General features: G+C 64.2%; 19 protein-coding genes. 3 read left to right on the top strand and 16 right to left on the bottom strand.

Translation table 11 applies throughout. From position 1 onward, the window contains the following. Nucleotides 1-17: 17 nt before the first annotated feature. The 8 genes from COCCU_RS01950 to COCCU_RS01915 form a co-directional block, all read right to left on the bottom strand. Nucleotides 18-503 carry a hypothetical protein gene (locus COCCU_RS01950; protein ID WP_156229923.1) on the bottom strand — a complete coding sequence of 162 codons (486 nt, stop codon included), beginning with the start codon at nucleotides 501-503 and terminating at the stop codon, nucleotides 18-20. A gap of 2 nt (nucleotides 504-505) precedes the next feature. Beyond that, nucleotides 506-1,327, bottom strand: coding sequence for a hypothetical protein (locus COCCU_RS01945; protein WP_156229922.1), 822 nt, complete (start codon nucleotides 1,325-1,327; stop codon nucleotides 506-508). Nucleotides 1,328-1,448: 121 nt separating this feature from the next. Continuing rightward, complete coding sequence (hemB, locus tag COCCU_RS01940; protein ID WP_269434471.1) at nucleotides 1,449-2,450, bottom strand: porphobilinogen synthase; 1,002 nt, start codon at nucleotides 2,448-2,450, stop codon at nucleotides 1,449-1,451. A gap of 255 nt (nucleotides 2,451-2,705) precedes the next feature. Continuing rightward, nucleotides 2,706-4,391 (bottom strand): bifunctional uroporphyrinogen-III C-methyltransferase/uroporphyrinogen-III synthase, encoded by a 1,686-nt coding sequence (locus COCCU_RS01935; RefSeq protein ID WP_197088409.1) that lies wholly within the window; start codon nucleotides 4,389-4,391, stop codon nucleotides 2,706-2,708. A gap of 343 nt (nucleotides 4,392-4,734) precedes the next feature. Continuing rightward, on the bottom strand, nucleotides 4,735-5,091 hold the full coding sequence (locus tag COCCU_RS01930; RefSeq protein WP_156229919.1) for a hypothetical protein: 357 nt from the start codon (nucleotides 5,089-5,091) through the stop codon (nucleotides 4,735-4,737). Between the two features lie 14 nt (nucleotides 5,092-5,105). Beyond that, a complete protein-coding gene (gene hemC / locus COCCU_RS01925) occupies nucleotides 5,106-5,999 on the bottom strand; it encodes a hydroxymethylbilane synthase (RefSeq protein ID WP_156229918.1) in 894 nt (297 codons plus the stop codon). A gap of 35 nt (nucleotides 6,000-6,034) precedes the next feature. Continuing rightward, nucleotides 6,035-7,402 carry a glutamyl-tRNA reductase gene (locus tag COCCU_RS01920; protein ID WP_156229917.1) on the bottom strand — a complete coding sequence of 456 codons (1,368 nt, stop codon included), beginning with the start codon at nucleotides 7,400-7,402 and terminating at the stop codon, nucleotides 6,035-6,037. A gap of 127 nt (nucleotides 7,403-7,529) precedes the next feature. After that, nucleotides 7,530-7,778: a glutaredoxin family protein gene (locus COCCU_RS01915; protein ID WP_197088408.1), complete on the bottom strand. Its 249-nt coding sequence runs from the start codon at nucleotides 7,776-7,778 to the stop codon at nucleotides 7,530-7,532. 158 nt (nucleotides 7,779-7,936) lie between these two features. Here COCCU_RS01915 and COCCU_RS01910 point away from each other — a divergent pair, with 158 nt between their 5' ends. Further along, nucleotides 7,937-8,983 carry an HAD-IB family hydrolase gene (locus COCCU_RS01910; RefSeq protein WP_156229916.1) on the top strand — a complete coding sequence of 349 codons (1,047 nt, stop codon included), beginning with the start codon at nucleotides 7,937-7,939 and terminating at the stop codon, nucleotides 8,981-8,983. A 126-nt stretch (nucleotides 8,984-9,109) separates the two neighbouring features. Here the strand turns inward: COCCU_RS01910 and COCCU_RS01905 are convergent, their stop codons facing one another. The 5 genes from COCCU_RS01905 to COCCU_RS01885 form a co-directional block, all read right to left on the bottom strand. Continuing rightward, on the bottom strand, nucleotides 9,110-9,211 hold the full coding sequence (locus tag COCCU_RS01905) for a 30S ribosomal protein bS22 (RefSeq protein WP_003855542.1): 102 nt from the start codon (nucleotides 9,209-9,211) through the stop codon (nucleotides 9,110-9,112). 401 nt (nucleotides 9,212-9,612) lie between these two features. Then, the gene (locus tag COCCU_RS01900) at nucleotides 9,613-9,804 is read right to left on the bottom strand and encodes a helix-turn-helix domain-containing protein (protein WP_156229915.1); all 192 of its coding nucleotides are present in this window, start codon (nucleotides 9,802-9,804) and stop codon (nucleotides 9,613-9,615) included. 254 nt (nucleotides 9,805-10,058) lie between these two features. Next, nucleotides 10,059-10,889 (bottom strand): pyrroline-5-carboxylate reductase, encoded by an 831-nt coding sequence (gene proC, locus COCCU_RS01895; RefSeq protein ID WP_156229914.1) that lies wholly within the window; start codon nucleotides 10,887-10,889, stop codon nucleotides 10,059-10,061. Between the two features lie 47 nt (nucleotides 10,890-10,936). Further along, on the bottom strand, nucleotides 10,937-12,205 hold the full coding sequence (locus COCCU_RS01890; RefSeq protein WP_156229913.1) for a hypothetical protein: 1,269 nt from the start codon (nucleotides 12,203-12,205) through the stop codon (nucleotides 10,937-10,939). A gap of 13 nt (nucleotides 12,206-12,218) precedes the next feature. Continuing rightward, the gene (locus tag COCCU_RS01885; protein WP_156229912.1) at nucleotides 12,219-13,148 is read right to left on the bottom strand and encodes a Ppx/GppA phosphatase family protein; all 930 of its coding nucleotides are present in this window, start codon (nucleotides 13,146-13,148) and stop codon (nucleotides 12,219-12,221) included. 33 nt (nucleotides 13,149-13,181) lie between these two features. Here COCCU_RS01885 and COCCU_RS01880 point away from each other — a divergent pair, with 33 nt between their 5' ends. Together COCCU_RS01880 and COCCU_RS01875 are read left to right on the top strand one after the other, a co-directional pair. Next, nucleotides 13,182-14,129 (top strand): hypothetical protein, encoded by a 948-nt coding sequence (locus COCCU_RS01880; protein WP_156229911.1) that lies wholly within the window; start codon nucleotides 13,182-13,184, stop codon nucleotides 14,127-14,129. A 79-nt stretch (nucleotides 14,130-14,208) separates the two neighbouring features. Next, nucleotides 14,209-16,920: an ABC transporter permease gene (locus COCCU_RS01875; protein WP_331457798.1), complete on the top strand. Its 2,712-nt coding sequence runs from the start codon at nucleotides 14,209-14,211 to the stop codon at nucleotides 16,918-16,920. 71 nt (nucleotides 16,921-16,991) lie between these two features. Here the strand turns inward: COCCU_RS01875 and COCCU_RS01870 are convergent, their stop codons facing one another. Genes COCCU_RS01870 through COCCU_RS01860 form a run of 3 tightly spaced genes read right to left on the bottom strand, consistent with a single transcriptional unit; the run spans nucleotide 16,992 to nucleotide 19,693 of the window. Next, entirely contained in the window at nucleotides 16,992-17,684 is a 693-nt protein-coding gene (locus COCCU_RS01870) for a response regulator transcription factor (protein ID WP_156229910.1), read from the bottom strand. Further along, a complete protein-coding gene (locus tag COCCU_RS01865; protein WP_156229909.1) occupies nucleotides 17,681-18,925 on the bottom strand; it encodes a sensor histidine kinase in 1,245 nt (414 codons plus the stop codon). Before COCCU_RS01865 ends, COCCU_RS01870 begins: the two co-directional genes overlap by 4 nt. A gap of 21 nt (nucleotides 18,926-18,946) precedes the next feature. Next, nucleotides 18,947-19,693 (bottom strand): phosphoglyceromutase, encoded by a 747-nt coding sequence (locus COCCU_RS01860; RefSeq protein ID WP_156229908.1) that lies wholly within the window; start codon nucleotides 19,691-19,693, stop codon nucleotides 18,947-18,949. Between the last annotated feature and the right edge of the window lie 186 nt (nucleotides 19,694-19,879).

The following is a 19,879-nucleotide window of genomic DNA, read 5'->3' as shown; positions in this document are numbered from 1 at the left end:
ATCTTTCCCCCAGGTACCTAGTCGTTGATCCGGTTGATGTAGGCGGTGGCGGAGGGCTGGAAGATGACAACCCCGGAAATCATCAGCAAGGCTGCAACCAGGGCCAGCGAGAAAGGTTCCCGCAGGATCACGAAGGAGATCAGATTCAGCAGCGTCGCGATGATGATCACCCCGAGCAACCAGCGCCGGGAATCCCGGCTCCCCTTCTTCAACTGCGGTGCCAGGGCCGAAATGAGGATGCCCGCCACCAGGTTGAGGACACCCACGAACGCCAGGTTATTCCTCACCGCGGTGGCCGCCTCTGAACCCAGCGCGCCAGGGTCAGGGGGCCGCGCCGAAAACAGGAAGAGACTGGTGACCACCATCAGGATGGCGATGCCCACCAACAGGTAATAACCCCAGGCGATCGGCAGAGGCACACCACTGCGGTCACGTTCCGTGGGACGATAGCGGCGGTTGAGGTCATTGGGGTCATTGCGAAACCCCGGAAACATACTCGGCACGGCTATTTCTCCTGCTCATGGGAGGGTGGGTCCTGCGGGGTGTCACCCTGCCTGGGGGCTGACCCGGACTGGCCGGGATACTGCCATCCCTGCGGGGTGGGGTCATCGCCCCGACGCTTCCCCGGCGTGTCCCCACCCATTCGCTCCGGACCCCCACGGCGGCGGGTCGGCAACTCAGGGGCACCCGGGTCACCCGGGATCTCCCCGGTCCACTTCAGGGTCTCCTGGCGGAAGGAAAGAATCACCGTCAGGACAGCCAGCACACCAATGAGAATCTGCAGACTGCCATCCACCGCATAGAATGCCACCGGAACATCCGAGGCACCCGGGGTAAGCAGGAAGATCATCAGGATCCGGAAGCCGAAATAGAAACCAAAGAAGAGCAGCAGACGACGTGCCATCGCCGCTTGCCGGGAACGCTTCCGGAACAGCAGCAGCATCCACAACAGCAACCCCATCATGGCGACACTGAGCAGGCCCATCACCACGATGCTGCCGGTGGCGGCAGCACCCAGTGCATCCTCCCCCAGCATCTCCAGCTGCGCATCACTCATGCTCTCCCGGGCTGAAGCCTTCAGAACAGAGGTGTCCAACAAGCCGATCACCACATTGAGAACCTGGTGGGTCACCTCCAGGCCGAGCACCAGCAGCCATAGCTGCACAAACAACCGGATATTCTCCGGCAGACCGGAAAACCACCCGGTCCTGCCACCTGAGTTCGCTGAGCTTCCCGAACCACCATCGGCGGGCGGGCGGGACTGCGGGGAAGGGGCGCCGGCGGGCGGGGTGGGCTGCTGGCCGGGGGAGGGAAATGAAGAAGTCACTACAGGTCTACTGGTCCTAGAAGATCGTTGAGCGGAAGTTCTCGGCTCAGGTTACCCGCTGCCCACCCGGCTACTGCGGCCGCGCCGGGGAAATCTGTGCCGAGGGGGCAGTTCCGGGTTCTCAACCGCGGAGCTTACGGGCAGCCTCGATGGCGAAGTAGGTCAGGATCTGGTCCGCACCGGCCCGCTTGATGCCGATCAGGGATTCCATCATCACCGCATCCAGATCAACCCAGCCATTGCGGCCAGCAGCCTGCAGCATCGCGTATTCACCGGAGACCTGGTAGGCGGCCACCGGCACCGGGGACATCTTCGCCACCTCGGCGAGCACATCCAGGTAGGGCATGGCCGGCTTGACCATGACGAAATCCGCACCCTCATCAATGTCGAGCTGAACCTCCATCAGCGATTCCCGGGCGTTGGCCGGGTCCTGCTGGTAGGTGCGGCGATCCCCCTGCAGGGAGGAGCCCACCGCCTCACGGAAGGGGCCGAAGAAGGCGGAGGCGTACTTCGAGGAGTAGGCCATGATGGCCACATCCTGGAAACCTTCGGCATCCAGCGCATCCCGGATGGCCAGCACTTCACCGTCCATCTTTCCGGAGGGACTGACGATGTGGGCGCCAGCCCGGGCCTGGGCCACCGCCATCTTCTGGTACAGCGGCAGGGTTGCGTCATTGTCCACGATGATGTTGCCGAAACGGTCGGTGGACAGCACCCCGCAATGGCCGTGGTCGGTGAACTCATCCAGGCAGGTGTCGGCCATGATCAGCAGATCATCACCGAATTCCTGTCGCAGTGCCCCCAGGGCCTTGTTCAGCACACCCTCCGGGTTCCAGGATTCGGAGCCGTCGGCGTCCTTGTCCTCATCGCGGGGAACGCCGAATACGTCGATGCAACGGATCCCGGCCTCCAGCGCCTCATGGGCGGTGCGCAACAGGGAGTCGGTGCTGTGCTGGTGGACACCCGGCATGGAGCTGATTTCGCGGGCTTCGCTGAGGCCATCGGCGATGAACATCGGCAGGATCAGGTCCGCCGGACGCAGGGCGGTTTCCGCCACCAGTTCACGCATCGCAGGGGTGGAACGCAAGCGGCGGGGACGACGATCGGGAGCCGGAACAGGGATGTAATTCTCGTGGGACACGGAGCTTCGAGGTCCTTCCTGGAATGTTCCGGGATCACCGGCAGGTGGCGGGCCGGAACTTAAGGGGTGGTCGGAGTTTCCCTCATCTTATGTCAGCGGGTGGCACAGGTGAGCGGGGGTGAGTTCCACCAGAGGTCCCGGAAAATGCGGCACCCCGTCCCGGGGCGGGAGAATTTCTCCGGCCGGGGACGGGGTGAGGGGCTCAGGACTGCGGCGCGGGTGCCCTCCTGGGCAGTCTCAGCTGAGCTTCTTCCGGGCGCGGCGCTTCTTCCGCGGCGGGGGCAGCTGGCCGGCGGCACGCAGCTCTGCGACATGGTCAGCCAGGGCGTCCACCAGGTTGGGGATCTCGGCGATCTCCGGCATGACATCAACGCGCAGGCCCAGCTCCTCAGCGGTGGCCTTGGTCATCGGCCCGATGCAGGCGATGATGGTGCGCTGGTGCGGCTTGCCGGCGATACCCACCAGGTTCTTCACGGTGGAAGAGGAGGTGAAGCAGACGGCGTCGAAGCCACCGGACTTAATCATGTCGCGGATCTCCGCGCTCGGCGGGGCGGCCCGGACAGTGCGGTAGGCGACGACATCGTCAACCTCCCAGCCCAGTTCCTGCAGCCCGTCGACCAGCACATCGGTGGCGATATCGGCACGCGGCAGCAGCACCCTGCCCACCGGATCCAGGTCCTCGACGTACTCCGGGAATACCTCGACCAGGCCGGCGGCGTTCTGCCTGGTGCGTTCCGGCAGCAGCTCCGGGGTCAGTCCCAGGGCGGAGACGGCGGCGGCGGTCTTCTGCCCCACCGCAGCCAGGCGGACCCCGGCGAAGGCGCGGGCGTCGAGACCGATTTCGGTGATCTTCTCCCACACCGCTTCGACCGCGTTGACGCTGGTGAAGGCGACCCACTGGTAGCGGCCCTCAACAATGCCCTTGATGGCGCGTTCCATCTGGGCGGGGTTGCGGGGCGGCTCCACCGAGATGGTGGGCACCTCCTGCGGGATGGCACCGTGGCCGGAGAGCCGGGTGCTCATTGCGGCGGCCTGGGGCTTGGCGCGGGGCACCAGCACCCGCCAGCCGTAGAGCGGACGATTCTCCCACCACGAGTACTTGGAACGGTTGTCCACCCCCTTACCGAGGGTGACCACCAGCTTGCCCTCCAGCTCGGCGTCCAACTTGCCGAGCGTGCCGAGGGTGGTGTCATAGGTGCGCTGCAGACGGGTGGTGCCATGCACGGTGACCGAGGTCGGGGTGTCGGCCGGCATGCCCTGGGCCAGCAGGTTCTCCGCGATCTTCGGCAGATCGGCGGAGGTGGCCTGCAGCACCAGGGGTTGCGGGGCGGCGGCCAGACGCTCCCAGTCCACCTGGTTCTCGGTGACATCGGTTTCGGTGTAGGTGGAACCCAGGCCGATGCCGGCGAAGGAGGGGACGGTGGCCGGCAGGGACATGCCCGGCACCACCTGGAACTCCAGGCCGGCGGCGGCCACCACCGCAATTTCAGCCAGGGAGGAGTCCTTGCTCAGCGGGTTTCCGGTGACCAGGCGGATCACGTCCTCCCCCTCGGCCACCATCGGGCGGATCTTATCGACGATCGCCTCAGGTGCCGGGTCGGTGACCTCGGCGATCTCGGCGGCGGTCGGATCCGCGGGGCGCGGCGGCTTACGGCGGGCGCCGTTGGCCTTGGCCTCGGAGCAGAGCGCCTCATAGGCTTCCTCCGCCGCCTTCAGCACCTCCTCCGGAACCGGAAGATTGCTGGCCACGATCTCGCGTATCCCACTGGGAACATCGGGGTCAGTCAGCACCTTTGCGGTGTTCGAAAGCACCTCACGGGCGCGGACGGTCAACAATTCGGGGTTGCCCGGGCCGGCACCGACAAAGACAATCTTCCCCGCCTGGGAGGTCGGGGCCGTGGAAGCCTGCTGGGCCATGCTCATGTGATTCATTTCTAGGGTCAGGCGGCTGCCACCCAAAGTCGAAGGAGGCTCGTGCCGAAGTCGATGGGTTTCAAGTTCAGCGCACGAAGTAACGCCCTTATCATCCATACGGGGGTATCTGCTGCGAAAATCCGCTCAACCAAGACCCATCGCGGAGGGGGCGTTAACTATGTGGTATTAACAGACTAATTGAGGAAGCCCGGATTAGAAAAACGCCTTATATAAGGGGCTTGCCATCCGGCGCCCCGAAGTGGGGACTCAACCCGGGTTTTCGGCAGGGTATTTCCCCGCCCCAGGGGCGGAAAATCACCCTCGGCAGGAGACAGTGGCCGATACCAGGGGATCAGGCGGGGTTGAGCAGGGCGGCATACCGGTGGGCCGCCGCCGTGGAGATCACGATGCGATCCAGGGTGACATCCTTCAATTCCAGGACGATGCCGGGGCCACGACCGTGGCAGGCGACGAAGCTGGAGGAACGGGAGCCGTCCTCGGTGGTGATGGTGCCGGTGTAGGTCAGGCCGCGGACCCTGGTGGCGGAGACCCGGCGGCCCTCCCCGACTGCGGTGCAGGCATCGTCGACAAGCGTCACCGCCTGGATGGCGCGGCGCGGAACAGTCAGGTGGGAACGCCGGGCCACCACCTTCTCCCACCAGTCAAGTTCGACGGTGACGCGCTGTTCCGTGATCTTCAGTTCCGCCATGACCGGAAAGCCTACTAGCTTCCGATGATTTCGGCTGCCCCCGCGGCGATCAACTCAGAGGCAACCTCCTCAGCCAGGGAGATGGCCTCCTCGCGGGAACCGGTGCGGCTGGCGATCAGCTGGGTGGAGCCGTCGAGGGCGAAGACACCACCGGTCAGGGTGATCTCCAACCCGTCAATCCTGGAGTGGGAGGCCACCGGTGCGGTACAACCAGCCTCCAGGCGGTTGAGCACCACCCGCTCCGCGACCGCGGCAACCTGGGTGTCCGTGTCCACCAGGGTGTCGATGGCGGCCCGGGCCGCCGCATCATCGGCACGGCACTCGATGGCCAGGGCACCCTGGGCCGGGGCCGGCATGATCAGGGTCGGCTCGAATACCTGGGTGGCGCGATCCGACATACCCACCCGGGAAAGACCGGCGTAGGCCAGGACCACGGCATCCAGCTCACCTGCGGTGACCTTGCCCATGCGGGTGTCGATATTGCCGCGCAGCGGAAGAATGTTGAGGTCCGGGCGCTGCGCCTTGAGCTGGGAGATGCGACGCGGTGCGGAGGTGCCCACCTTCGCCCCCTCCGGGAGGGTGTCCAGGGTCAGTCCATCGCGGGCGATGAGGGCCTCGCGGTGGTCCGCACGCACCGGCACCACCAGGTGGAAACGCTCATCGGCGGCGGTGGGCAGGTCCTTGAAGGAGTGCACCGCGATATCGCAGATGCCCTGCTCCATGGCCTCACGCAGCGCCTGGGTGAATACACCGACACCGATGCGTTCGACGGGCGCCATGTTCACGTCACCGGCGGTGGTGATGATCTCCAGCTCGGCGTCGTGTCCGGCGGCGATCAGGGCGTCACGCATGTGGCCGGCCTGCGTGGTGGCCAGCTTGCTGCCACGGGTACCGATCTTGAAGGTCATGCCATCTCCTGGGGGTGTGGAAAGTTGTTGGTGTTTTATTCAGTGCCGAGGGCGACGATGTCGGCTTCGGGCAGCTCATTCAGGTCGACCGCCGCGGAACGGCTCGGTTCGGCCTGCTTGAGACCGAAGAGCTCCTGCAGGGCGGACTCATAGGAGACCACCCCGGACTGGGCGGCGAGTTCCTTGACCCGCACCGTCGGCTGGTGCAGCAGCTTATCGACGACGCGACGCACGGTGCGGGTGACTTCCTCGAAGTCGGATTCATCCATGGAACGGGTACGCCCCTGGAGGCGATCCAGTTCGGCGTCGACGACCTCGGCGGCGTGCTTGCGCAGTGCAGAGACCGCCGGTGCGACATCCCGCACCCGCTGAGCGGAGGTGTAGGACTCCAGCTCCTCATGGACAATGCTCAACGCATCGGTCTTGCCGTCCTCGCCGCCACTGTCGCGCATCCGCTGCTCCCGGGTCTGGTGTAACCGTTCGATATTAACCAGGTGCACGCCCGGCACGGTGGCGGTGTCATCATTGATGTCACGCGGCATGGACAGGTCGATCAGGGTGAGATCGGGGCGACGGTTCTCCGGCAGGTTCTCCGCGGAGATGGTGAAGCTTCCGGCCCCGGTCGCGGAGACGGCGATGGCCACGCGGTCCAGCACGGAACTACGGTTCTCGAAGTCGACGACCTCGGCAGCCACCCCGGCCTCCCGGGCGTGCTCCGCCAGGCGTTCCGCGCGGGAACGGGTGCGGTTGGAGATGATGAGCTTCTCGACGCCCAGTCGACCCAGGTGGGTCGCTGCGAGGGAGGCCATGGCACCGGCGCCCAGCACCAGGGCGCTGCGGCCGGCGAGGGCATTGTCCCCGCTCGGGATGTGCAGGTTCTCCAGGGCCTCATCGAGAGCGAAGGAGACCATGGAGGCACCCGCATCATCGATGTTGGTCTCGGAGTGGACCCGCTTCCCGGTGTGCAGCGCGGACTGCGCCAGCTGGTGCAGTGCCGGTCCGACGGTTCCCTGACCGGAAGCCTCCTGGTAGGCGGTGCGGACCTGGCCGATGATCTGCTGCTCACCGACCACCATGGAGTCCAGCCCGGAGGCGACCACCATCATGTGTTCCGCGGCCGCATCGGCGTAGCGGACGTAGAGGTAGCCGCGGAGGGTCTCGATGTCGACACCGCTGATGTCGTGGAGCACCTCCACGACATCCTTGACACCGGTGTGGAAGCTATTGGTCACCGTGTAAACCTCAAGCCGGTTACAGGTGGAGATGATCATGGCCTCAGAGAGCGAATTCCGGCCCAGAAGATCCGAGGTGGTGCCGGAACGCACCTGCTCATCCATACTCAGCCGCTCCAGAAGAGCCACCGGTGCCGATCGGTGTGACATTCCGACCACAAGCACACTCACGCTAAAGTTCACCGCTTTCAACTGCGATTGACAGTTATCCCCCGGGTTCTCGCGGACCCGGTACCGCATCAACCGAAAGGATACCCCCAACAGGTGGGGATGGAACTAATCAAAGGTAACCCTCGCCCTACGCCTGGGACAACAAAGCCTGTGCTAACTCAGCATTATCAACTTCCCAGCAGGAGAATTCCTCATCGTCAATAACCACCACCGGGACCCGGTCCCCGAACTCCATGTTCAGCTCGGAATCATGGTCCACATTCCGGATCAGCAGCTCCGCCCCGGCGGCAGCCACCACCGGCGCAATCTGTGCGGCCACCCGCTTGCAGGAACCGCACTCCGTCCGCACCATCAGTTCCACCATGTGAACAGCCACCGTCGACAAACCACCTTTCTCAGCCCACCCCCAACACGAGCCCGCACTCCGGCATCTGAACCGCAGGGGGCATACCATAGACACGATACCCAGTCGGTGCCGGAACACCGCCCGACAGCCAGCTGCCAGATCGCCGACAGGAAGGGCCCGGTCCACTCGTGAGCTCCGCCAAGGAAACGAACTCCCTGCCCGACTCCCCCCAGGAGTTCCTCGCCAGCTGGAGCGCGACCCGCGGCAATCTCCGCCGCTTCCTGGAGGAGACCGCCATGCCCCCGCTGGGCGAGGAATTCCAGCGTGAGGCAGGTGAGGCAGCCGCCGCGGCCGCCGTGGCCGAAACCTTCGGCATCGAGTTGGGAGACTTCTCCTCCGGGGTGGACTCCGTCTCCGGGTCCATCGAGGCCGCCGGCAGCTTCCGCATCAACGCCCCCGACCCGGATATTCCCCAGGATGTCGGGGTGGCCGCCTTCTTCGATGTGGACAACACCCTCATCCAGGGTTCCTCCCTCGTCGTCTTCGCCATGGGCCTGGCGCGGCGCCGTTATTTCCGGCTCTCCGAGGTCATGCCCATCGTCTGGAAGCAACTGAAATTCCGGATCACCGGTTCGGAGAACGCCGGGGATGTCGCCGAGGGCCGACAGCAGGCACTGGCCTTCATCAAGGGCCGCCGGGTGGATGAGCTGGTGGAGCTCTGCGAGGAGATCGTCGACTCCCACATGCAGGACAAGGCCTGGCCCGGCACCCGCGAGCTGGCCAATATGCACCTCAACGCCGGACACCAGGTGTGGCTGGTGTCCGCCACCCCCGTGCAGCTGGCCCATATCCTGGCCAAGCGTTTCGGCTTCACCGGCGCCCTGGGCACCGTCGCCGAAGTGGAGGACGGCAAGTTCACCGGCCGCCTGGTCGGCGATATCCTCCATGGGCCGGGTAAGAAACATGCGGTGGCTGCGCTGGCCGCCATTGAGCAGCTCGACCTCTCGGCGTGCACCGCCTACTCCGACTCCATCAACGATGTGCCCATGCTCACCATGGTGGGCACCGCGGTGGCAATCAACCCGGACAAGAAGCTCAAGAAGGTGTCCCTGGAGAAGGGCTGGGAGGTTCGGGACTACCGCAGCGTCCGCAAGGCGGTACGCAAGTGGGGTCTGCCCACCCTGGCCACCGCCGCCTTCAGTTACAGCAGCTGGCGGATCTTCCGTAAGCACTGAGCCCCCTGGGGAAGCGAGTCCCCCCCCCCCTGGGGCCAGCCATGACGAAACCGCGCCCCCACCACCCGAAATAAATCGGGATGGCGGGGGCGCGGTTTCGGGAAAGAAGCGTGTAGCCCCAGCGACTTACTTGCCGAGTTTACGACGCTGCACGCGGGTGCGACGCAGCATCTTGCGGTGCTTCTTCTTGGACATGCGCTTGCGGCGCTTCTTGATGACTGAACCCATGGGGATTCCTCGTTTCATGTAGATCTGTACGTACAAACCTGTCGATCGCCAATCAGCTGGCCCGAAGCCAGTGGCCGGAGTGCACTTCCGTCACCCACCACAATCCTCACCCCGGCAAGGGATTCAGACTGCGGCGCACTGGGCGTGCATCGACACGAATGGGTATCATCTTAGCTTTCTGCTATTCCACATCCAAACACCCCCCACGTAACTGCCGTCCCATAAAGCATTCAAGCTCACAGAAGGCAACCTCAGCGGGGGTGCTGAGCAGGGGAACAGGCAGTGGGAAAAGGGATCCCCAGATGAAGGAACCTGCAGTGCCAACGATCCACCTCAGAGCTTGAGGGCGATGTTGAAACTGCAGGTCCGTTCACAGGGGAAACCGCGGCACCCCAGGGGGGTTAGCCAGCCTCAAAGAAGGAGGCGTCGAGATAGTCGTTGACGGCCTTCTCGTGGACCCGGAAGGATCGACCCACCCGAACTGCCGACAGCTCACCGGAGTGTACGAGCCGGTAAACCGTCATCTTGGAAACCCGCATGATCTCCGCCACCTCAGCGACGGTCAGGAAGGTTCCCTTGTCTTCATGTGCCATAAATTCTCTCACCCTTCAGCAAAGTGGCGCGCTGCAGGCTTCCCCTCCTGCAGATCGGACACGCACGTGCTTGGCCTAGCTTAGCGTGAATCATGTGACTGTTGCGACTGTTGTGTCCGAATATATGTGTTCCACACCAGCCGCAGCGGCCATGTTCACCCGTTTGGGAATGTTCGGACTCCCCCATCTCAGGGGAGAAGATGACCCCCTCAGGGCAGCAGGGAAAGAACCTGCCCCAAGGGGAAGTGCGGAGACTAGTTTCCGCTGTCAGGGGCAGGCGCCCCCAGCTCTGCGGAACGCACCGCGCAGGCCTCAGCAGCCCGGAAGAAGGCCCCCCGGATCCCGGATTCCTCCAGCTCCCGCAGGGCAGCCACGGTGGTGCCTGCCGGGGAGGAGACCTTGGCACGCAGGGTGGTCGGGTCATCCCCGGATTCCTTGAGCATGGTGGAAGCACCGTGGATGGCGGAGACCGCCAGTTCCTGGGCGGCGGCGCGGGTGAGACCTAGGTTGACCCCGGCGTCGATAAGCGCCTCAGCGACCAGGTAGATGTAGGCCGGGGAGGAACCGGACATGGCGGTCACAGCATCCATGTCAGATTCCGCGACCACCCGGACATCACCGACCGAGCGGAGCAGTTCGGCGACGGTGTCCATCTGCTCCGAGTGGGTGAAACGGCCCGCTGCGAGGGCACACATGCCCTGGCGCACCAGCATCGGGGTGTTGGGCATGACGCGCACCACCGGAGTGCCGGCGGAAACTGCCTCCTCCATGGCAGCAAGCGAGATGCCTGCGGCCATGGACACCACGACGGTGTCCTGGTCATTGTCATCCAGGGAGCCGGAGATCTCGGCCAGCATCTCGAGGATGCCCTTTGGTTTGACGCAGAGGAACACCACATCAGCACTGTCGACCGCCTGCGCATTGTCCTGCAGGGCGGTCACGCCATAGCGTTCCTCAAGCTCCCGGCCACGCTCTTCGCGCCGGTTGGTCACCTTGATACTGGCCGGCGGCATGCCACTTGCGATGAAGCCCGAGATCAGGGCCTCACCGATATTGCCACCACCGATTACCGCGATAGAAGTCATGGTCCCCACCTTGCCACGAAAGGGCCTCAGGTGTCTTAACCGGGGTCCTAGGTGAGGTACATGATCAGGGCGGGGCCGAAGCTCATGAGCAGGCCAGCGGCACCTGCCAGGGTCATGCTCAGTCCGTCATTGGTGGTGCGCAATGCCCGGGTTCCCAGCACCATCGCCAGGGTGACCACCAGGGCAGCGATGCCGACGAACACCCGGTTGAAGTTGCCCCACAGGTAGTCGAAGCCGAGGAACACCAGGATACCGAGGATGATCCCTGCCACAGCCAACCCGATGACGGCTGCCGGGGAGATACCCTCGTCCTCCTCCAGCTCCTCCTCCAGCTCATCCTCCAGCTCATCCTCCACCTCGGTCTCCACCGGGGCAGCGTCCCCGACGAGGGGGATCTCACCGGTGGCGTCGGTGGTCTGGGCAATGCCCACACCGGTGGCCAGAGCCGCAGGAACCCCCGCCGCAGCACTCTGGGCCGCGGAAGCGGTGACGGGGCCGCGGCGTAGCGGCTCATCCGCCTCCACCGCGCCGATCACCTGAGTGTCTTCCCCACTCGGGGAAGTTTTTCCGCTGCTGAGGTCTGCCGTTTTGAGGGGCTGGTCCTTGCTCGCCACGGTCTTGGGTTCAGCGGTCTTGGGTTCAGCGGTCTTGGGCTCAGTGGCCTTCGGTTCAGCGGTGGCAGCCTTCGCCGCCGGGCTTCCCGGAGCGGGTGCCGCCGTTGCGGCATCAGCCGAAGGGAACCCCCCGGCCCTGGGCTTTTCAGACTTCTCCGGCGTGGCGGACTGAGCCGGGGCAGCAGTCTTGGCGGTGGCGGCGGCCTTAGCTGCCGCGAACTTATCCGCGGCGCTGGTCTGCCCGGACTTCCCGGCGCGCTTCTCGACGTCGGTTTTCTTCTCCCCTCCCGCTGGCTTGGCGGGAGTTGCGGGCCCCGCGGCGGCCGGTGATGGCTTCTGCGGGGTTGCCGGAGCCTGCTTTTCGCTGGCGGGGGTTGCCGTGGCCGGCTTCGGGGCGTCCCCCTTGGGGAGGTCAGCCGGTTTCGGGGTCTCGGCCGCCTTCGGCTGCGCGGGGGTCTTCGCCGCGGAATTTTCTGCCGGGTCAGCACCCTCCCCCAGTTCCTGGTCCATTGGAACATTGGAGTGTCGCGCCTCTGCAGGCTTCGCCTTGACCTTGGGGATGGATCCGGTCAACTCTGCGACGGAGACGCCACCCTCCTCCAGGCTGCGACGGCGACGCGGGCGCGACTTATCACCGGTGGGGGCATTCTTCCCCGACCGGGCCAGCAGCTCTGCCACTGTCAGTTGCTTCTCGTCGCTCATCTCGACGTCCTTCCTAATCCAAACCCGTATCGATCCGACGCAGGATCACGCCTTCACGCAATGCCCACGGACAAATCTCAATCTTCTCCAGCCCGAGGGCACGCATGCTGGCCTCGGCGACCAATGCGCCCGCCACGATCTGGTGGGATCGGTCAGAGCTGATTCCCTCCAATTCGGCGCGGTCCGCCGCAGTCATTCTGGAGATAAACGCTATCAGCTGGCGGAGGCCGGGGGCGGTCAACGTACGTTTCACATGAGGACCAGCTGAGGAGGGGGCCGCACCCGTCAGACGGGCCAGGGTGCGGAAGGTCTTGGAGGTACCCACCGAAAGGCTCGCCTCACCCAGGTTGCGCATCTGCCGGGAAACATCAACCAGCTCTGCGTCAATGTAGTCCCGGAGCAGGTTGACCTTCTTCCGGGCTGGCGGATCAGTGTCGAACCAGGTGTGGGTCAGTCGACCCGCACCTAGGTCGAGAGAGAAGGCCAGGTCCGGTTCCTCATCTGAGCCGGTGGATATCTCCAGGGAGCCGCCACCGATGTCGAGGTTCGTGATCCGACCAGCGGACCAGCCGTACCAGCGGCGTACCGCCAGGAAGGTCAACCGGGCCTCATCCTCGCCGGAGAGAACCTCCAAGCGAACCCCGGTCTCCTTCTCGACATGATCAAGCACCGCATGGGAGTTCGTCGCCGAACGCACCGCGGAGGTGGCGAAGGGCATGATCTCCTTGCAACCGAGCGTGACCGCCAATTCGGAGGCCTCCCCCACGGCACTGGTCAACTTCTTGATACCGCGATCATCAATGTTGCCATCGTCGTCGAGCAGCTCCACCAGTCGGAGAGTGGTCTTCCAATCACTCATGGGGGTCGGATGCCCGCCAGTCCGGGCATCCACCGCCACGAGGTGGACAGTATTGCTGCCCACGTCCAATACACCTAATCGCACATCCTCAGGGTAGACGGTCTACGGTGGCAAAGTGTGAATCACCCACGTTCGACCAAGGTTTTCCTCGGTTTTCCGGCTTCCTCTCCCGCCGGGAAATCCATCGCCGCCGGGGTGGAGGTCGCCCCCGATTTTCCGCGCGAATGGTTCGAGTTCACGAACCCTGAGGACCCCAAACATCTATTCAGCATCGACCTGACCTGGCTGGAATCCCATTGGAACTGCACCTTTGGCACTTCCGCCTGCCACGGGATCGACGCCGCCCAAACTGATGTCGGCTGCTGCGTCCACGGTGCTTTTCTCGCCGATGAAGAGGATCGCGATCAACTTTATGACGCGGTCGCGGAAATGCCCCCGAAATATTGGCAGAACCGCCCCGCCGATACGGAGCGCTATATCGAGGAGGCTGACCCCGCCGAGCTGGAACCCTGGCTGGTGTGGGATGAACTCGATGATGAGGAGGGCAACCCGGAGCCGGCACTGAAAACCATCCTCCAGGACGGTGCCTGCATCTTCGCCAACCGGGCAGGCTGGGGCACCGGAGCCGGCTGCGCCATCCACCAGTGGGGTGTGGCGGAGGATAAGGAACTGACCGTCGTCAAGCCGGAGGTCTGCTGGCAGCTGCCGCTGCGCCGCATCGAGGATTATGAGGAACGTTCCGACGGTGAGGAGATCCTGCGCACCGTCATCGGTGAATACGACCGCCGGGGCTGGGGCAACGGCGGCGAGGACTTCGACTGGTACTGCAGCGGAGACTCCGGCTGCCACACAGCGGCGGAACCGATGTGGCTCACCCAGGAGTCGGAGCTGCGCGCCCTGATGGGAGATGCCTCCTATGAGCTGCTCGCCGAACACTGCCGGGGGCGTCGTGAAGCGCGGGAAGCGGTCGCCGCAGCAGGTCTGGACCCCACCCAACTGCACTCCCCCCATCCCGCGACAGAGAAGGCCAAGGCCGACATGAAACAAAACCCGTTTGAGTCCTGATCCCCGCCGAGAATGCCCGGCGCGCTGCTTCACGCTATGCTGAAGAACTTGCCTTAAGCAATGGATTGAGGAGGGCCCGGTGACAACTCGCCCAACAGCTCCGCAGCAGGGCAGGCACCGCGCGTCGTCTAGTTCTTCGGCGCTCCGCGCCTTCCTGAGTTCCCCGATGCGGCGGGTCACCCTGCGTAGTGTCGCCTCGAATAAGGGGCGCCTGGCGCTGACGATGCTCTCCGTTCTGCTGGCCACCGCCTTCATCTCCGGTTCCCTGATGCTGACCAACTCGCTGGAGAAGTCCTTCAACTCGCTGGTGGACAGTGGGGTGGAGGGCGTGGATGTCGGTGTGGTCGGCAGTCAACGTTCCCCCGAGGGCGTCCCCTTCGAGGTGATCGAGCAGATCCGTGACCTGCCGCAGGTCAGGGCAGTTAATGTGGTCGGTTCCGGGCCGGGCCTGCCCAGTGGCACCCGCATGGCCGGGGACTCCGGGATCGTGGTCACCGGCACCAACGGGTTACCCCTGCAGACAGGATCCTCCGGGGCCCACCCCCTCGCCGGCTACCCCTCCGAGCAGGTCGTCGGAGCGGTCCCCCAGTTGCACAGCGGCAAACGTCCGGGGGGCCCGGATGAGGTGATGATCAACACCGCTGCCGCGGAGCGGGGTGAGATCGGTGTCGGGGACATCATCAATGTGCTCACTCCCACCGATCGGCTCCGGGTGCGGGTCAGCGGCATCTACGACACCTCCACGGAAACCCCCGGCTGGGTGGGTGTGGTTTTCACCCCGGAGCGCTACCTGGAGTTGTTCACCGCCGGGGAACACGCCTCTCAGATCGTGATCTCGGTCCACGAGGGCCAGGATCCGATGGCGGTACGTAACTACATCGGCATCAACTTCCCCCAGCTGACCCCCCTGTTACCGGAGCAGATCGTGGAACGCAGCGGTGGGCAGTTTGCCCAGCAGCTGGAGTTCCTGCGCTATATTCTGGTGGTTTTCGGGGCGATCGCCTTGCTGGTCGGCGCTTTCAACATCGCCAACACCTTCGCCATGATCGTGGGCCAACGCACCCGGGAATTCGCACTGTTGCGCAGCATCGGTGTCTCCACCGGGCAGATAGTGTTCTCGGTGATCATGGAGGCCGCGGCGGTCGGTCTCCTCGGTTCGGTGCTGGGTATCCTCACCGCCCTGGTGCTGGTGGCCGCACTGGCCCGTTTCCTGGCCGATGGCAGCGGTGATCTCACCGCCATCGAGTTCGCCCCCACCCCGGGGTCCGTGGTGCTGCCGCTGGCCTTCGGTGTGCTGGTCACCATGATCAGTGCCTTCACTCCGGCGAACCGGGCCGGCAAGCTGCCTCCCGTCTCTGCCCTGGAGCTTGCCGACGCCCGCGCTACCCGGCCTCGTCGCATCCAGCTGTTGATCGCCGGGCTGCTCAGCGGGTTGGGCATCGTGGCGGTCATCGCCGCCGCCCTGGTCTTCGCGATCAACAACTCCGAGATCACCACCTCACAACGACTCTCCCTCACCGGGGCCGGTGCGGTCCTGCTCTTCCTGGCGGTCGCCACCGCCGGCCCCAGCCTGATCTCCGCGGTGGGCAACACCTTCGGGGTGGTGCTGACCGCCCCGGTCAAGGACATCGGGCTCCTGGCCCGACGCAACACCACCCGTAACCCCCGTCGTTCCGCCGCCACCGCACTCTCCCTGGCGATGGCGGTGGCCCTGGTGTCCACGGTCAGCATCATCGGCACCACCACCAAGGCCAGTGTCTTCGGTCTGGTGGAGTCCACCGTCAAAGCCCCCTTCATCCTGGAGGGGCTCGGCGGTTCCGTGCTCGCCGGACAACGTTCCCTCTCCGGTAATGGGCTGACTCTCCCCGCGGAGACCACCCAACGGGCGGAATGGACCAGTGGGGTGGCTGCGGCCGGCACCCTGATGACCGCCCCGCTGCGGGCCAACAACTGGGATAATCCGCAGACCACCGTCGTTGATGATGACTTCAGCCGCTACCTGGATCTGGGAATCCGGGAGGGGGCACCCAGTGCGGAGAATGAGGCGGCGGTGATGATCTCCGCCACCTACGCCCAGGAATCCGGGCTGCGGGTCGGTGACACCATCTCCGTCGGTGCCCTCGGCGCCGCCCCAGACAGCGAGGTGACTGTCCCCATTGAGGCGATCTACACCGAGGTCGACATCCTCGGCCACATGGTGATCAACTACTCGGTGGCTCAGGAGCTGGTCGGTGGAGAGGCTGACTTCAACCGCCTGGCGGTCTTCCTGGACACCGATGGTTCGGCCTCCCCCAATGAACTGCGCCGCAACCTCAACAACACCATGGCGGAGCTGCTGGTGGTGCAGATCAAGTCCCGGGAGGAGTTCGGCGGTTCCCTGGGCACCCAGCTCAATCAGTTGCTGACCATCATCTACGGGCTGCTCACCCTGTCGGTGGTGATCGCCGCCATGGGCATCATCAACACCCTGCTGCTCTCCGTTACGGAACGTATCCATGAGATCGGGACACTCCGGGCGGTGGGGGTGCGCCGCAACCAGATCCGGCGGATGATCCAGCTGGAGTCACTGATCCTGACCGTGCACGGTGCCGCCCTCGGCATCACGGTGGGTACCTTCACCGGTTGGTCGGTGGTGGAGGTCCTCGGGTCCAAGGGCATGGCCGCCCCCGAGATCCCCTGGCCACAGATCGCCCTGACCATGCTCGGTGCCATTCTCGTCGGGATGGCGGCCTCGGTGGTGCCGGCAATGAAGGCCGCCGCCACTCCCCCACTGGAAGCCATCAACCGCTGAAGAACCCGCTCCCACACAAAGAGTGGGAGCGGGTTCTCAGGGTTTGGTCGTGGCGTTGATCAGAGGCAGCTTCAGGCCTCGAACTTATAGCCCAGGCCACGGACGGTCACCAGGTGACGCGGGCGGGAGGGCTCTTCCTCGATCTTGGAGCGCAACCGCTTGACATGCACATCCAGCGTCTTGGTGTCGCCGACATAGTCCGCGCCCCAGATCCGGTCGATGAGCTGACCCCGGGTGAGTACCCGGCCGGAATTGCGCAGCAGATACTCCAGCAGGTCGAACTCCTTCAGCGGCATGGGCACCTGCGCACCGCTGACGGTGACGGTGTGGCGTTCCACATCCATGACCACCGGGCCACCCTGCAGCACCTGCTCCTCAACCTCATCGAGGTCATTGTCCTGTTCCGCGCCACGACGCAGCACCGCCCGGATTCGGGCGATCAGCTCACGGGAGGAGTAGGGCTTGGTGACATAATCATCCGCACCCAGCTCCAGGCCCACCACCTTGTCGATCTCGGAGTCCCGGGCGGTGACCATGATGATGGGGACGGAGGAGGTGGTGCGTAGCTGCTTGCACACGTCAGTACCGGACATTCCCGGGAGCATCAGGTCCAGCAGCACGATATCAATGTCATTCTTGGCGAACTCGATCAGCGCAGTTGGACCATCACCAGCGATGATGGTGTCAAAACCCTCCTTCTTGAGGAGGAATGCCAAGGGATCGGCCAACGATTCTTCATCTTCAACGATGAGAATGGTCGTCATGATGTCTTGTCCTTTCGACGTGTCGCCACCCGTGTTACCGCATTACGGATAGGCGACCTGGAGATAGAGTCATCCCCTTCACCAGGTGTGGGGGAATCTTTCTCCGGATGATGGATCGGCAATTCAATGGTGAAGGTGGATCCGGTGCCGGGTCGGGACCATAATTTAATATTACCTCCATGGTTGGCCACCACATGTTTGACGATGGCCAGGCCAAGCCCCGTTCCGCCGGTGGAACGGGATCTGGCCTTGTCGACCCGGAAGAAACGCTCGAAAACCCGTTTCTGCTCTTCTTCACTGATTCCGATGCCACGGTCGGTGACCCGGATCAGCACCAGATCACTGTCCACCACCTTCTGCGACACCGAGACCGGGGCGGTCTGCGGAGAATAGTTGATGGCATTGCTGATGAGATTCGAGAGGGCAGTGACCAGCAGGGACTTATCACCGTTGACGTAGACCCCCCGGGGGTTGCCCTTGGTGAGCACGATCCCGGCATTATCGGCGGCCAGCTGGTTGCGGCTGATCGCCTCATCCACCAGCTCATCCACCAGCACCGGTTCCATGTCCGGCAGGGATTCCGCCCCCTGCAGCTTGGACAGGGAGATCAGCTCATTGATCATGTCCGCCATGCGGTGCGCTTCCTTGAGCAGACGGGCACCGAAGTACTCCACCTGCTCCAGGTCGTCCGTTGACTCCATGAGCGCCTCCGCCAGCAGCGCCATACCACCAACCGGGGTCTTCAACTCATGGGAGACATTGGCCACGAAGTCACGGCGGGCGGACTCCATGCGCACATTCTCGGATTCATCCGTGCCATAGGCGATGACGAAACGATCATCCACCAGGGTCAGGGGTTTGACCACCACCCGGATGGCGGTGACCCGACTGCCGGGACGTCGCCGCGACATACTCAGATCAACTGCCCGGGTTTCCTGGTCACCATAGACATTGGCCGCAAAGCGCCAGATCTCCGGGTTGAGGGTGCGCTCATGCACCATGCCCATCTCATGGGCCCGGGCATTAGAGAGCACCACTTCCCCACCCCGGTCGAGCACCACGATGCCGGTGGGTGAGCCCTGAATCGTCAGGTGGAGCACCTGGCTGACAGTGGTGACCTCATTCTTCGCCAAAGTCCCGGATGAGCGATAACGCTGCACCCGCTTATTCAGCCAGAGCACACCGGGGACCGCGAGCCCAGTGGCCACGGCCCCCAGCAGAAAGGCGATTACAAGGGACAAGTTCCTACCTGATCAAACTAATTACTTGCCACCCTGGGCGGCGACGGCTGCGGCGCCGGCGGCGGCAGCTTCCGGATCCAGGTAGGTGCCACCCGGGTTGAGGACATTGCCCTCAGCGTCGATCTCGTAGATCAGCGGGATACCGGTCGGGATATTGAGCTCTGCGATCTCCTCATCGGAGATATTGTCCAGGTACTTGACCAGGGCACGCAGGGAGTTGCCGTGCGCGGCGATCAGGACATTCTCGCCTCGCTGGGCGCGGGGAGCGATCTCCTCGAGGAAATAAGGGATGAAACGCTCGACGACGTCCTTGAGGCACTCGGTGTTCGGCACCTTGTCCAGGTCGGCATAACGGACATCATTGGCCTGGGAGAACTCAGAATCATCAGCCAGCTCCGGCGGCGGGGTGCCGTAGGAACGACGCCAGGCCATGTACTGCTCATTGCCGTACTTATCCTTGGTCTCAGCCTTGTTCAGGCCCTGCAGCGCACCGTAGTGACGCTCATTCAGGCGCCAATCCCGGATGACCGGAATCCAGTGGCGGTCAGCTGCATCCAGGGCGATGTTCGCGGTGCGGATCGCACGACGCAGCAGGGAGGTGTAGAGGACATCCGGGAGGATGCCGGCCTCAACCAGCAGCTGGCCGCCACGCTTGGCCTCAGCCTCGCCCTGTTCGGTCAGGTTGACGTCATACCAGCCGGTGAACTGGTTAGAGGCGTTCCACTCACTCTGACCATGCCGAAGAAGAATCAGTTTTCCGTTGCTCATAATGTCAAGCATGCCACTTTAAACCCCCTCCCGCCGGTTCTGGCCACAATTTCCCCCTGCCATCTCCACCCGTTGTGTGCTAGAACACGCAGCGACTTCCTCATGGCTGATCCCCGGGTTCCCTCAAGGTGCACTGGATGTGGGCGGGGTGAGGCCGGTACAGGGGCCGGTACAGGGGCCGGTACA

The organism is Corynebacterium occultum (assembly GCF_009734425.1).
GTDB lineage: Bacteria > Actinomycetota > Actinomycetes > Mycobacteriales > Mycobacteriaceae > Corynebacterium > Corynebacterium occultum.
This window is presented reverse-complemented; position numbering and strand designations above follow the sequence as displayed.

Bases quoted from the DNA above. Each gene is read 5' to 3' on its own strand.
- COCCU_RS01935 (WP_197088409.1), bottom strand. From the start codon at position 4,391: ATGAGCATGGCCCAGCAGGCTTCCACGGCCCCGACCTCCCAGGCGGGG.
- COCCU_RS01900 (WP_156229915.1), bottom strand. From the start codon at position 9,804: ATGGCACATGAAGACAAGGGAACCTTCCTGACCGTCGCTGAGGTGGCG.
- COCCU_RS01905 (WP_003855542.1), bottom strand. From the start codon at position 9,211: ATGGGTTCAGTCATCAAGAAGCGCCGCAAGCGCATGTCCAAGAAGAAG.
- COCCU_RS01930 (WP_156229919.1), bottom strand. From the start codon at position 5,091: ATGGCGGAACTGAAGATCACGGAACAGCGCGTCACCGTCGAACTTGAC.
- proC (WP_156229914.1), bottom strand. From the start codon at position 10,889: ATGACTTCTATCGCGGTAATCGGTGGTGGCAATATCGGTGAGGCCCTG.
- COCCU_RS01860 (WP_156229908.1), bottom strand. From the start codon at position 19,693: ATGAGCAACGGAAAACTGATTCTTCTTCGGCATGGTCAGAGTGAGTGG.
- COCCU_RS01890 (WP_156229913.1), bottom strand. From the start codon at position 12,205: ATGAGCGACGAGAAGCAACTGACAGTGGCAGAGCTGCTGGCCCGGTCG.
- COCCU_RS01870 (WP_156229910.1), bottom strand. From the start codon at position 17,684: ATGACGACCATTCTCATCGTTGAAGATGAAGAATCGTTGGCCGATCCC.
- hemC (WP_156229918.1), bottom strand. From the start codon at position 5,999: ATGACCTTCAAGATCGGTACCCGTGGCAGCAAGCTGGCCACCACGCAG.